Here is a 13800-nt window from a genome sequence, read left to right on the forward strand (position 1 = left end):
CGATCACGTTAACACTGGTGAGACAATTGTTAGGGGCCGGTTAACGTTTGGGAGGGTAAATCTTTACCAACACCGCCACTATGAGGCCCTTCATGACCATCAACCTCACCATCCCGGATATCCAGGAGTTGAAGCCCCGCATCACCGTCTTCGGATGTGGTGGCGCCGGCGGCAACGCCGTCAACAACATGATCGAATCCGGTCTTGATGGCGTTGACTTCGTCGTCGCCAATACCGATGCGCAGGCCTTGTCCCTGTCCAAGGCACCCCGCATCATCCAGCTGGGCGTCGGCATTACCGAAGGCCTGGGCGCCGGATCGCACCCCGAAGTGGGCCGCGCCGCAGCCGAAGAGAGCTGGGACGAGATCAATGATCACCTCAGCGGTTCGCACATGGTGTTCATCACCGCGGGCATGGGCGGCGGTACCGGTACCGGTGCAGCCCCCGTCGTGGCCCGTGCGGCGCGCGAGCAGGGGATCCTGACCGTCGGCGTCGTCACCAAGCCGTTCAACTTTGAAGGCAATCGCCGTGCCCGCCTTGCCGAAGACGGCATTGACGAGCTGCATCGCCATGTCGATACGCTGATCGTCATCCCCAACCAGAACCTGTTCCGGGTTGCCAACGAGAAGACCACCTTTGCCGACGCTTTCGCGATGGCCGACCAGGTGCTGTTCTCCGGCGTCGCCTGCATTACCGATCTGATGGTCAAGGAAGGCCTCATCAACCTCGACTTCGCCGACGTGCGCGCCGTGATGCGCGGCATGGGCAAGGCGATGATGGGTACCGGCGAAGCATCGGGCGAAGATCGTGCCCGCCACGCTGCCGAAGCCGCCATTGCCAACCCGCTGCTCGACGACGTGTCGATGCACGGCGCCCGCGGCCTGCTGATCTCGATCACCGGCGGCCCCGACCTGACCCTCTATGAAGTCGACGAAGCCGCCAGCCGCATCCGCGAAGAAGTCGATGTGGATTGCAATATCATCCTTGGCGCGACCTATGATCCGAGCCTGACGGGCACGCTGCGCGTGTCGGTGGTGGCCACGGGTACCGATGCCACCATGGTGCAGGCGCTCGAGCCGGCCAAGCCGCATGCCTCGCGCACCCCGCTCGAAGTGCGTCGCCACGTGCCGGTTGAACCCAGCCGCGCCTCGATCGAGCGCGCTGCCGTGTCCTCGCCTGCCCCGGTCGCCGCACCGGCCGAAAGCCATGCCCATATCGAACACCAGGTCGAGGCCGCCGTGGCCGAGGCTTTCGCCTTTGCCGCCTCGCGTCCCCAGGCCGCCGCCCCGTCGATGGCCGACGAGGATGATGGCGTGATGGTCGAGCCCTATATCCCCGCCGCGGCTCCTGCCCATCAGGATGACGACGAGCCGATGATGGGCGACGACTCACCTGTGCCGAGTGCCTATGTGCCCTCCCATGCCGTTCGCCCCGAGGGTCAGCGCCGCATGCCGCGCACTGAAGAGCTGCCAGTTGTTGCACGGCGGACACAGGAACCGGCGGATCGTGTCGATGCCGAGCCGCGCAATGCGCGTGCCTTGTTCAAGCGTCTGGCCTCCAATGTGGGACTCAATCTGGGCCAGCCACAGCCGGCCGAGAAGGAAGTCCCCAATTTCTCCGCTGCCGATGATGCCGCTGCCCGCAGCGCCATTGAGGCAGGTGGCGCAAGGACTTCGCGGGTTGCCGCGCCGACCGAGGGTGCCCATGGCACGCTTGATGGGCATGGCCGCCAGAACGCCGCCGCCCCCCAGAAGGAAAGCCTCGAGATCCCCGCCTTCCTGCGCAAGCACGGTTAGTCAAGCAGGTTGGTCTGCGCAAACATTGCTCGGTGCGGCTTCCGCACCGGGTTTTTTTTGGCTAGTACAGGCTTTGGGCGAACCGGGCATGGGGTCGGAGTATTTCGAGTATGCAAAAACTGAGCACGCGCCAGCGGACCCTCGCGGCTGCGATCGACTTTTCTGGCTATGGCGTGCATAGCGGTCTTCCCGTCAATCTGACCATCAGCCCTGCGCCGGTCGATAGCGGTTACCTGATCTGCCGGAAGCTTGAGAGCGGGATCACCACGGTGCCCGTGCATGTGCATTTTTCCCGCGTCAGTCGCACGACCCTGTGCACCACACTCGATCTGGGCGACAGCGTCAGCATCGCCACCATCGAACATGTGACCTCGGCCCTCAGCGGCATGGGCGTCGACAATGCCCTGATCACCATCGAGGGCAGCGAATGCCCGATCCTGGACGGCAGTGCGCGGCCCTTCGCCGATGCGATCCTGCGCGTCGGCATGGAAATCCAGCCCGGCCAGCGCAAGCTGCTCAAGATCATGCGCGCCGTGACGGTGCGCAACAATGACGCCTTTGCCGCGCTCGAGCCCTATAATGGCCGCTCGCTCGATCTCGAAATAGACTTCGACAGCAAGGTCATCGGCCGCCAGCGCATGATCTTCGACTGGACGCCGCGCCGCTATTACGACGACGTGTCGCGCGCCCGCACCTTCGGCTTTGCCCGCGATGCCAAGATCCTGCGCCAGGCCGGCTATGCGCTGGGCTCGAGCCTGGACAATTCCATCACCGTGCAGGATGACCGCATCCTCAATCCGGGCGGGCTACGCTACGAGGACGAGTTCGTCCGCCACAAGCTGCTCGACGCCATTGGCGATCTATCCCTCGGTGGTCTGCCGATCTGGGGGCGCTTCCGCTCCTACAAGGGCGGGCACGCGCTCAACGCGCATGTGCTGGCGGGGCTCTTCTCCAGCGAAGCCAATTACGAGATCGTCAACGCCGAGGATCTGCCGCTCGAATACCAGGCATTCGACGAGCAGCCGGAAGGACTTGCGGTCAATCACTATCTGCGTTCGGTGCGCTAGACGCATCGGCGGGGCATGGCGCGCGCCACAGTTTTGATCTATTTGCTGATTAGGCCGCAGCCTATGCGGTTTTCGTATGAAAGACGGGGCAGTTCGTGACAGTTGATGTTTTTGGTGCTTACACCAGCCGGGCCGCCCGGTTCCTGACGATCGCCCTGGTTGCCGCCGTGCTGGCCGGGTGCTCGCTGTTCGGGCCCAGCAAGGTCAAGGACGAGCCGATCATTCCATCGGCAACGCTTTACCAGCAGGCACTCGACGATATCGACCGGCAGTATTTCAAGTCGGCCATCGAGTCGCTGCAAAAGCTTGACCGCCAGCATCCGCGCGATCCGATCGTGGAAAAATCCAAGCTGATGCAGGTCTTTGCCAATTATCGCGCCAATGAGCTCGATGAGGCGATCCTGGCCGCCGACCGCTTTCTGGCGATCTATCCCAATGGCAAGGACGCGCCCTATGTCATGTATCTCAAGGCAAATTCCTATTTTGCCCAGATCAAGGACATTACGCGCGACCAGCAGCTGTCGGTGGATGCCATCGAGACCTATCAGTTGCTGATCTCGAACTATCCCAAGTCCGAATATGCCGAAGACGCCAAGGAAAAGCTGCTGGTTGCCTATGATCAGCTGGCCGGCAAGGAAATGTCGGTGGGCCGCTACTATCTGGGCAATGGCCAGACCACGGCCGCCATCAACCGCTTCCGCGTCGTGGTGGAAACCTGGCAGACCTCGACTCATGTCGAAGAGGCGCTGTATCGCCTGACCGAGGGCTATCTGACGCTGGGCCTCACCAATGAAGCCATGACTGCCGCTGCCGTGCTGGGCCACAACTATCCCAATAGCAGCTGGTACAAGGAAGCTTTCGACCTGCTGGGCAAGCAGGGGCTGGCGCCCGTCGTCAACAGTGGCAGCTGGCTGGCCGGTCTGCGCAACTAAGCGCTGCAAGATTTTGTTGCTAGTTTGTTCCGGGGCGCTATGATGCGCCCCGGTTCGTTTGTGCAGGGCGGCGAACCACGGCAGAGTCGGGGCCGCTGGCACCGACCCGTTCCTGTGTGAAAGCGGCATTGAGGCTTTCGCAGGACCGCCGCCGGGATGATAACCTGCGCGATGAATGGGCTGGCTGCGTGCCCGCCCGCAATCTGGGATGACACCGCGCATGCTGAACGCGCTCTCGGTTCGCAACATCGTCCTGATCGACCAGCTCGACCTGGCGCTCGATGGCGGCATGACCGTCCTTACCGGCGAGACCGGTGCCGGCAAATCCATCCTGCTTGATGCGCTGACGCTGGCTCTGGGCGGGCGCGGCGACGCCTCGCTGGTGCGCAGCGGCCAGGAAAGCGGGCAGGTTGTCGCCGTGCTGCAGCTGGCCGCTGACCATCCGGCGCGCGCGGCTTTGCGCGACAATGCCATTCCCGACGACGAAGACATCATCCTGCGCCGGGTGCAGTTTGCCGATGGCCGTACCCGCGCCTTCATCAATGACCAGCCGGTCTCGGCGGCGCTGCTGGCGCGCGTCGGCAGCCAGATCGTGGAAATCCATGGCCAGCATGACGACCGCGCGCTGGTCGATGCGGCCACCCATCGCACGGCGCTCGATGCATTTGGCGAGCTCGAGGGCAATGTGGTGCGGCTGCGCGACGCCTGGGCGGCGCTGAGCGACGCGCAGGAGGCCGTGGCCGCACAGAAGGCCCTGGTGGCTGCCGCACTGGCCGCCGAGGACTATGCCCGCCACACAGTGGAGGAGATCGGCAAGCTCAAGCCGCAGCCGGGCGAAGAGGATGAGCTGGCGCAACGGCGCACGCATCTGCAGCAGGTAGAGCGCTCGGCCTCCGATCTCGGGGAAATCGACGAGATGCTCAATGGCCCGGCCGCGCCGGCGCCGGCTCTGGCCAGCCTGATGCGGCGGCTGATGCGCAAGATTGATGGCGGCTCGACATTGTTCCAGCCGATCGTCGACAGCATCGATGCCGCGCTGGTGAGCCTGGACCATACCAGTGACGCGCTCGAAGCGCTCAAGCGCGAGATGGCCTATGACCCGGCCGAACTCGAAAATGTCGAGGAACGGCTGTTCGCGTTAAGGGCGCTGGCCCGCAAGCACCAGACCAGCTGCGACGGGCTGATCGAGGTGCTGGAAAAATATACCGCCGACCTCGAGACGCTGCAGAGCGGGGAGACAAGGCTGGTGGCGCTCGAAGCGGCCGAGGCCCAGGCGCTCGCGGCCTATCGCAAGCTGGCCGAAACGCTGAGCGCCGGCCGCGCCAAGGCCGCCAAGGCTTTGGGCAAGGCCGTGGGCGCCGAACTGCCCGAGCTCAAGCTGGGCTCAGCCAAATTCATCGTCGATCACCAGGTCGATACCAGTCGGCTCGCCGCCTCGGGCTATGACCAGATCGCCTTTCACGTGCAGACCAATCCGGGCACGGCCGCCGGCCCGCTGCTCAAGGTGGCCTCGGGCGGCGAGCTCAGCCGGTTCCTCTTGGCGCTCAAAGTGGTGCTGGCCGACCGCGGCTCGGCGCCGGTGCTGATCTTTGACGAAATCGACACCGGTGTGGGTGGCGCGGTGGCCGATGCCATCGGCCGGCGCCTGGCGCGACTGGCCGGCAAGGTGCAGGTGCTGGCCGTCACCCATGCGCCGCAGGTTGCCGCCCGGGCGCAGCGCCACCTGCTGATCGAAAAGCAGATGGTCAAGGAGGGCGCCTTCATGCGCACGCATGTCAAACCCTTGGACAGCGCCGCCCGCCAGGAAGAGGTGGCCCGCATGCTGGCCGGCGCCCAGGTGACGGACGAGGCGCGCGCGGCGGCGAGCAAGCTGCTGAGCGAAGTGGGGTAGAGCCCCAATACCCCCACCCAACCTCCCCCTGAGGGGGAGGAGCGGATCGGGGTTCAGGCGGGATGGTGCCCTATCCACAGTCCGGATTCCTCCCCCTTCAGGGGGAGGCGAGGTGGGGGTATGCTCCTTAAACTGATGTAACAATGTTCTGCGTCCGAGTTGCCCCATGACCGACCTGTCCAGCAAACCCGTCGACGATCTGACAGAGCCCGAGGCCGATGCCGAGCTGGCGCGGCTGGCTTTGGCCATTGCTGCGGCCGATATCGCCTATCACCAGAAGGACGCGCCCGAGATCACCGACGCGGCCTATGACGCGTTGCGGCGGCGCAATGACGCCATCGAGCAGGCGTTTCCGCATCTGGTACGCGAGGACAGCCCGTCGCTCTCGGTGGGGGCGCCGCCGGCCGAGGGCTTTGCCAAGGTACGCCATGCCGTGCCGATGCTGAGCCTGGCCAAGGCCTATACCGACGAGGACGTGGTCGATTTCATCAGCCGCGGTCAGCGCTTCTTCGAGCGCGATCGGGATCTCGACATCGCCTTTACCGCCGAGCCCAAGATCGATGGGCTCTCGGCCTCGCTGCTTTACGAAAACGGCGTCTTCGTGCGCGGCGCGACGCGCGGCGATGGCGCGGTGGGCGAGGACATCACCGCCAATCTGCGCACCATCAAGGATATTCCGGAAAAGCTGGCTGGCAGCGGCTGGCCGGAGAGCATCGAGATCCGCGGCGAGGTCTATATGACCTATGCCGAGTTCCAGGCGCTCAAGGCCCGCTCGGCCGCCGCTGGCGGGCAGGACTATGTCAATCCGCGCAATACGGCGGCCGGGTCGCTGCGCCAGAAGGATGCCTCGGTCACCGCCAGCCGCAACCTGCGCTTTTTCGCCTATGCCTGGGGTGCGACGAGCGAAGATCCGGCGCCGACGCAATACGAGGCGGTGCAGAAGTTCAAGGACTGGGGCTTCCAGGTCACGCCGCTGATGGTGCGGGCGAAATCGGCCGAGGAGCTGATCGCGCAGTATCACAAGATCGAGGAGCAGCGCTCGGCGCTCGGCTACGACATCGATGGCGTGGTCTACAAGGTCGACCAGCTCGAGCTGCAGCGGCGCTGGGGCTTTGTCACCGGCGAGCCGCGCTGGGCCGTAGCGCACAAATTCCCGGCCGAGCAGGCGATGACGGTGGTGCGCAAGATCGACATCCAGGTCGGCCGCACCGGCACGCTGGCGCCGGTGGCGCGGCTCGAACCGGTGACGGTGGGCGGCGTGGTGGTCGAGAATGTCACCCTGCACAATGAGGACTATATTGCCGGCATAGACAGCAATGGGCTGCCGATCCGCGGCGAGGAGCCGATCGATATACGCATTGGCGATACCGTCGTTATCCAGCGGGCCGGCGACGTCATTCCGCAGATCGTTCGCGTGGTGCTGGAGAAACGGCCGGCCGATGCCGTGCCCTACCAGTTCCCGCATGAGTGCCCGGTCTGCGGTTCGCCGGCGACGCGCGAGGTCAATGAAAAGACCGGCAAGGAAGATTCGCGCCGCCGCTGCACCGGTGAATTGATCTGCCCGGCCCAGGCCGTGGAGCGGCTCCGGCATTTCGTCTCGCGCGGAGCGCTCGATATCGAGGGGCTGGGGGCGGAGAATATCGACCTGTTCTTCAACTCTGGCCTGGTCAAGACGGCGGCCGATATCTTCACCCTGAGAGATCGTCGCCCCGAGGTGCAGGCAGCTTTGGCCGAGCGGCGCGAGGCCCAGGCGAAAGTGCGCGAGGCGGCCTCGGGCAAGACGCGGAAAAATGTGCGCAGCGTCGAGGACCGCAATTACGAGGGGCTCGACAAGCTGTTTGCTGCCATCGATGCGCGGCGCGAACCCGAGCTCGACCGCTTCATCTTTGCCTTGGGCATCCGCCATATCGGCGAGACCACGGCGGCCATGCTGGCGCGCACCTTCGGCACGATGGAAGAGCTGATGCGGGTCGGCAAGCTGACGGCTGCGGCCGAGGATCCGACAACGGTCTTCCCCTCGGTGGACGGCATTGGCGGCACGGTGATCGAGGCGCTGGTGGATTTCTTCGGCAATGCGCGCAATGACGACGTGCTCGACGCGCTGCTGGTGCAGGTGCATCCCAAGCCCTATGTGGTCACGGTTTCGGCCGATAGCCTCGTGGCCGGCAAGACGGTGGTTTTCACCGGCTCGCTCGAGCGCATGAGCCGGTCGGAGGCCAAGGCCATGGCCGAGCGGCTGGGCGCCAAGGTGGCGGGCTCAATTTCGGCGCAAACCGATATTCTGGTGGCGGGACCGGGTGCCGGCTCCAAGCTGAAAAAGGCCGAAGAGCTGGGCGTCGAGGTGATCAGCGAAGACGAGTGGTTTACCCGCGTCGGGCAATAGGCGCATCAGCAGGAGAGCGGCATGCGGGTTTTTGGATTTTTGGCGATGGCCTTGCTGGCGCCCATGGTGGCGCAGGCCAGCGAGAACGGCGACCTGCTGACCAGCCATCTCTATGCCGGCACGCTGGCGGAGGGGCAGGCGGCTTTTGCCGCCGGCAAGGATGCGGGTGACCCTGATGCCTGTTTCGGCTGGGGCCTGCTGAGCCTGGCGGGTGCCGTCGAAGGCCTGGCGCAGGACCTCTACCGATATGGCGCCACCACGCCGGGCACGGCGCTGGCGGCGCGGATCCTGGGCGGCGGCATGATGGACGCGCCCGCTCCAGCCAATCCTGCGCCGGAACAGCTCAGCTATGCCGGCCTCCGCACGGTGCTCAGCGATTTCCGCAGCGAGGTGGCGGCGGCGCAGGCCGGGTTCCTGTGCGGCGGGGAAGCGGGCAGCGATTATGCCATGTCGGTCGACGTGCTGCAGGCGCGGCTCGACTTCAATGGCGACGGCAAGGCCGAAGAGGGCGAGACGCTTGGCGCGTTCCTGGCGCCGCTGCTGGGTGAGCTGGCCGGCGCCGACCTGACGCCGGATGACAAGGCGCTGTCCAAGGGTGTGGTGGCGGCGCCCGACAGTGTGGTGGGTTTTGATGCCGCCGATGCCATCTGGTTTGCCGGCTATAGCCAGATCCTGATGGTGCATCTCGATCTGGTGCTGGCGCATGATTTCGAGGCCTTCTTTGACGCCTATCTGCACCGGGTGTTCCCGAAGGCCGGGTTGCCGATGCAGGATTATGCCCAGGGCGGCACGCTGATGCTCGATCCGGATAGCGATGCCGGCATTGCCGACATCATCGCCGCCATTCATACGCTGAACTTCCCCGTCATCGACCGGCCGCTGCTGGCCTCCATCCCGGCCGCGCTCAAGCAGGTCACGGCTTTGTCGCGGCAGAACTGGGACCTGATCCTGGCCGAGACGGACGACAATGCCGAACTGATCCCCAATCCCGGCCAGACGGCGCGGTTCGAGGGCATGGCGGTGACCGATGACACCGTGGCAGCCTGGCGCGAGACGCTGGACGTGCTCGACCAGATCATCGCCGGTGACCTGCTGATCCCGCATTGGCGCTTCAGCCAGGGCTTTGACCTCAAGGCCTATTTCGAGACCTCCGAGCGTAGCGACCTGGTCATGCTGCTGACCGGGCAGGGGGCGCTGCCTTATCTGCGTGACGGGCCGATTGCCGATGCGCAGAGCTTTGCTGCGGGCAATGCAGTGTTCGGCGAGGAGTTCTTCCTGTTTGCGCTCTGGTTCAACTGAGCGGGCGCTATCGCCCGTCCCACCTGCCTGATAGGCCTGCCTGACCGAAGCCACGACCCCGGAGACGACGATGCGCCTTGCCCTTGCTGCCGGAATGCTGCTTGCCCTGACGGGCCTGGCCCATGCCCAGAGCTATGACACACCCGAGGCGCTGCTGGCGGCCTTCTACCAGCCCTATCTGGATGACTCGTTCGGCGAGGACGACGGCCGCTTCCGGTCGCAGGACCTGCAGGCTCTTTACGACCAGGACGCCGAGATCACGCCGGAGGGGGAGATCGGCACGCTCGACTTCGATCCGTTCATCAGCGGACAGGATTATGCCATCAGCAATCTGGTCATCGGCGAGGCCGCGATCGACGGCGACTGGGCGACCGTGGTCGTCAGCTTCGACAATTTCGAGCGGCCGGTGACGATGGATTATGACCTGGTGCTGGAAGGCGATGGCTGGAAGATCGACGACGTGGCCTTCCGCGACGCGACATCGCCCTATCGGCTGAGCGAGATCTTTGCAGCTGCCGCCGGCAACTGAAACCATATTGCCAAAATGTAATGGCGCCGCCGCAGTTCGGCCATGGCGCGATCACAGTCGCGCCGTGTCCGGACGCTAGCGCTTGGCTCTCACTTGGGGAGTATGGGCATGCGGTTGCAACTGGTGGTACTGGCCCTGGCGGGGCTGCTGGGCGGTCCGGCGCTGGCCGCCGAGCGCTATGACGATCCCAAGGCGCTGGTGAGCGCGATCTATGCCGAGTACCAGCCGGGGGCCCATGCCAGCGCGCCCAACAGCTTCTATTCGCAGCGCCTGCAGGCATTGTACGAGCAGGCGGTCGAGAACAACGTCTTCGCCGACGATGCGGCAGTGAACGGGGAAGCTTTCGTCGCCACCCAGATTTTCAACCCCTTCATGCCCGATGTCAGCGCGCTGCTGTTCGACCTCAGCATCGGCGAGCCCACAATCAGCGGCGACCGCGCCATGGTCAATGTCAGCTACCATAATTTCGACCAGCTGCGCCTGCTCAGCATCGCCGCAGTGCGCGAGGCCGATGGCTGGAAGGTCGACGACGTCGCTGCCATGGGCAGTGACGAGCATTGGCTGCTCAGCTGGGCGCTGACCTACGATCCACTGGGGTTTTGAGCTTCGCCTTTCCTCTCCCCATTGGGGAGAGGTGGCCCGGCGCAGCCGGGTCGGTGAGGGGAGGTTTCGGATTGACCAGGGTCAGGAGCAGTCCCCAGACCCCCACCTAACCTCCCCCTGAGCAACCGTGTTTGCGGTCAAGCTGTGTTGGTGTGCCAGGGGGTGTTGTTGGCAAGGACGGCATTGGCTGTCGTGATGAGTTTGCGCATGGCGGCGACGATGGCGAGCTTTCCCGGTTTGCCCTGGGCGCGCAGCCTTTTGTAGAAGTCGCGGATGGGCGGGTTAGCACGGATGGCCGACAGGGTGGCCATATAGAGAGCGCAGCGCACCGAGAGGCGTCCGCCGGCGATATGGGCCTGGCCGCGCATCTCACCACTATCGCGGTTGAAGGGGGCGACTCCGGCCAAGGCGGCCGCCTGCTTGTTGCCGATGCCGCCCAGCTCGGGCATTTCGGCCAGCAGCACGGCGGCCGTAGTCTGGCCGATGCCGGGGATGGTGGTGAGTAGTTCGGCCCGGCGCCGTAGCGTCGCATCGCTATCGATCTGGCGGGTAATGGCCCGATCCATCTCGCCGATCTGGCTGCTCAAGAAGCCTATATGAGCATCGATGCTGGCTTGCGCCAGCGCAGCTTCAGGGTGCTCGCGACGCTGCTTTTCCATGGCCAGCATATCCACCATCTGGCGGCGCCGGCGCACCAGATCGGCCATTTCCACGGCATTTGGATCGTAGAGGGGGTCGGGATCTGGGTGCATCAGGTGAGCGAAGCGCAGGATCGCCGCGGCGTCAATCGCATCGGTCTTGGCCAGCAGCCCGTCGGCCCGAGCCAGATCGCGCACCCGGCGCGGGTTAATCGTGCTCAGCGCGATGCCATGCTGGCTGAGCGAGCGGGCCATCAGCCGCGTATAGCTGCCGGTGGCCTCACAGACCAGATGGGGCCGGGTCAGGCTGGAGATCTTTTGCACCAACCGAGCCATGCCAGCCGGATTATTGGACGCGCGCAACCTGCTCGAGCCGGTGATGGCCAGATCCAGGTGCTTCTTGGAGACGTCGACACCAACATAGTCTGGGGAAAAAATCATGATCGCTCTGCCTTGTATGCGGGCATGTCGCCCAACCAACCGTTCGAGACAGTCAAGATGGGCCGGACGCGTCTGCTCAGGGGCGAGCTTGCTGGCTCTTGGGGGACACACGCTATCCAGCCCGGGAGCCCGGTAAACCCAAAGCTCCCAGGCCGATCATCGCCAATCACGGCCTCCAAGCAAACATACAAAGGGGGAGGGATCTCTTCGCGTTCCGGACGCCATCTTGCCCTATCCCCGGCAGACTCCTCCCCCTTCAGGGGGAGGTTGGGAGGGGGTCGGCGGGCGTAACTGAATGTCTCAAATCGCCGCCGTCGCCGCCTTGAGCCAGGTGCGGACCTCGGCCTCGACCTTGGGCCCGATTACCTCGTAGACCCGCTGGTGATAGGCATTGAGCCAGTCGCGTTCGGCCGGGCTCAGCAGATCGGAAGCGATCAGCCGCGTGTCGATCGGGGCCAGGGTCAGCGTCTCGAAGTCGAGATAGCCGGCAAAGCCCTGGCTGGGCTGGACCACGATCAGGTTCTCGATGCGGATGCCATATTCGCCGGCCTTGTAGTAGCCGGGCTCGTTGGAGAGCACATTGCCCGCTTCGAGCGGGATGGTGTAGCGCGACGAAATGCCGACCGGGCCCTCATGCACGCCCAGATAGGCGCCGACGCCGTGACCGGTGCCGTGATTATAGGTCACGCCATCCTGCCAGAGAAACTGCCGTGCCAAAGTATCGAGCTGGGCGCCGCTGGTGCCCTGGGGGAAACGCGCCAGCGAGATGGCGATCATGCCCTTGAGCACGCGGGTGAAGCGGTCGCGCTGCTCGGGCGTGGATGCGCCGGTCGAGAGCGTGCGGGTGATGTCGGTGGTGCCGCTGAGATATTGCGCGCCGGAATCGACCAGCATCAGCTCACCCGGCGCGAGGGTGCGGTCGGTCTTGGTCGTCACCCGATAATGCACAATGGCGCCATTGGCGCCGGCGCCGGAAATGGTGTCGAAGCTGGCGTCGACGCAGCTTTCCTCCTCTCGCCGGAAGGCCTCGAGTGCGGTGACGATGGCGATCTCGGTCAGCCCGCCCTGAGGCGCATGCTGGTCGAACCAGGCGAGGAATTTGGCCATGGCTACGCCATCGAGCAGATGGGCCTCGCGCATGCCGGCGAGTTCGGCCGCGTTCTTCTTGGCCTTGGGCAGCAGCACCGGGTCGGCTTTTTCGATCAGTCTCGCGCCGGCATCGCTGAGCGCGCTGGCGATGGCGATGGGGGCACTGGCCGGATCAAGCAGCACGGCCTTGCCGGCGGCGCCGAGGGCGGCGAGGTCATGGGGCAGGGCGGCGTTGGCGGCGACATGGGCAATGCCATCGAGCGCCGCCACCAGCTCGTCTGTGATCTTGGCCTTGTCCAGATAGAGCGTCGGCAGGCCCGTCTGCGGCAGCACGGCGAAGCCGAGCACGAAGGGGGTATTGGGCACGTCGCGGCCGCGCATGTTGAGCAGCCAGCAGATCGATTCCGGCAGGGTCAGCACGGCTGCATCGGCCTTGTCACTGGCGAGACTGGCCTGGATGGCGGCGATCTTGTCGGCGGCGCTCTGGCCGGCGCGGTTGTGGCCGAGAAATTCCACGCTGCTGACCGGCGCGCCGGGACGGCCGGTCCAGATGGCGTCCACAAGATTGGCGTGCGGCAGCAGGGTGCAGTGGCCCTCGACCAGCTTGCCCAGGTGACGCAGCTCGCCCGGCGTATGCAGCCAGGGGTCATAGGCCAGGATGCCGCCCTTGGGGACAAAGCTCAGCAGATCGGGCGAAAAACCCGGCTGCAGCCATTCGTGAATGGTGACGAGACCGGTATCGGTCTGGGCCGGCGCCTGCAAGGTATAGCGGCTGTCGACGAAGAGGCCGGCGCGGTCGCGACCCACCACGGCCAGGCCGGCCGAGCCGGTAAAGCCGGTGACATAGGCCAGCCGCGCCTCGCCGGGTGGGACGGATTCGCCGCGATGCGCATCGGCGCGCGGGATCAGGAAGGCATCCACCCCGGCCGCGGCCATGGCGGCCCGCAGATCGGCCAGGCGCGGGGCGACATTGCTGGGGTCGGCCTGTTCGACAAAGCTCTGGAACACGGTGGGCGGGAAGCTGGGCTCGGTCATGAAGGTCCTTGGGGCGTTCTTGGTGGTTCTGGAGCGGCGTGCGCCCCGGTCATGGCTGGCTTGAGGGATGAGGGCGGTGCAATCGGCCCCAAAAGCT

Annotated in this window: 10 protein-coding genes; 8 read left to right on the plus strand and 2 right to left on the minus strand. The window is 65.1% G+C overall.

The features are described 5' to 3' along the window. Positions 1–92: 92 nt before the first annotated feature. From ftsZ to GDR53_RS14850, 8 genes are all read left to right on the plus strand, one after another. On the plus strand, positions 93–1796 hold the full coding sequence (gene ftsZ, locus GDR53_RS14815) for a cell division protein FtsZ (RefSeq protein ID WP_193335230.1): 1704 nt from the start codon (positions 93–95) through the stop codon (positions 1794–1796). A gap of 110 nt (positions 1797–1906) precedes the next feature. Beyond that, positions 1907–2863, plus strand: a complete 957-nt coding sequence (gene lpxC, locus GDR53_RS14820) for a UDP-3-O-acyl-N-acetylglucosamine deacetylase (RefSeq protein ID WP_193335231.1) — start codon at positions 1907–1909, stop codon at positions 2861–2863. Between the two features lie 95 nt (positions 2864–2958). Beyond that, positions 2959–3795, plus strand: coding sequence for an outer membrane protein assembly factor BamD (locus tag GDR53_RS14825; protein ID WP_193335232.1), 837 nt, complete (start codon positions 2959–2961; stop codon positions 3793–3795). A 220-nt stretch (positions 3796–4015) separates the two neighbouring features. Beyond that, a complete protein-coding gene (recN, locus tag GDR53_RS14830; protein ID WP_193335233.1) occupies positions 4016–5686 on the plus strand; it encodes a DNA repair protein RecN in 1671 nt (556 codons plus the stop codon). Between the two features lie 175 nt (positions 5687–5861). After that, entirely contained in the window at positions 5862–8069 is a 2208-nt protein-coding gene (gene ligA, locus GDR53_RS14835) for an NAD-dependent DNA ligase LigA (RefSeq protein ID WP_193338115.1), read from the plus strand. A gap of 21 nt (positions 8070–8090) precedes the next feature. Continuing rightward, positions 8091–9368 carry a hypothetical protein gene (locus tag GDR53_RS14840; RefSeq protein WP_193335234.1) on the plus strand — a complete coding sequence of 426 codons (1278 nt, stop codon included), beginning with the start codon at positions 8091–8093 and terminating at the stop codon, positions 9366–9368. Positions 9369–9438: 70 nt separating this feature from the next. Next, on the plus strand, positions 9439–9897 hold the full coding sequence (locus tag GDR53_RS14845) for a DUF3828 domain-containing protein (RefSeq protein WP_193335235.1): 459 nt from the start codon (positions 9439–9441) through the stop codon (positions 9895–9897). Positions 9898–10005: 108 nt separating this feature from the next. Then, positions 10006–10500: a hypothetical protein gene (locus GDR53_RS14850; protein ID WP_193335236.1), complete on the plus strand. Its 495-nt coding sequence runs from the start codon at positions 10006–10008 to the stop codon at positions 10498–10500. Between the two features lie 137 nt (positions 10501–10637). Here GDR53_RS14850 and GDR53_RS14855 read toward each other — a convergent pair whose 3' ends face one another. Together GDR53_RS14855 and GDR53_RS14860 are read right to left on the minus strand one after the other, a co-directional pair. Continuing rightward, a complete protein-coding gene (locus GDR53_RS14855; protein ID WP_193335237.1) occupies positions 10638–11579 on the minus strand; it encodes an IS110 family RNA-guided transposase in 942 nt (313 codons plus the stop codon). 300 nt (positions 11580–11879) lie between these two features. Continuing rightward, complete coding sequence (locus GDR53_RS14860; RefSeq protein WP_193335238.1) at positions 11880–13703, minus strand: aminopeptidase P family protein; 1824 nt, start codon at positions 13701–13703, stop codon at positions 11880–11882. Positions 13704–13800: the final 97 nt, after the last annotated feature.

The sequence above is a fragment of the Devosia beringensis genome, from assembly GCF_014926585.1.
Lineage (GTDB): Bacteria > Pseudomonadota > Alphaproteobacteria > Rhizobiales > Devosiaceae > Devosia > Devosia beringensis.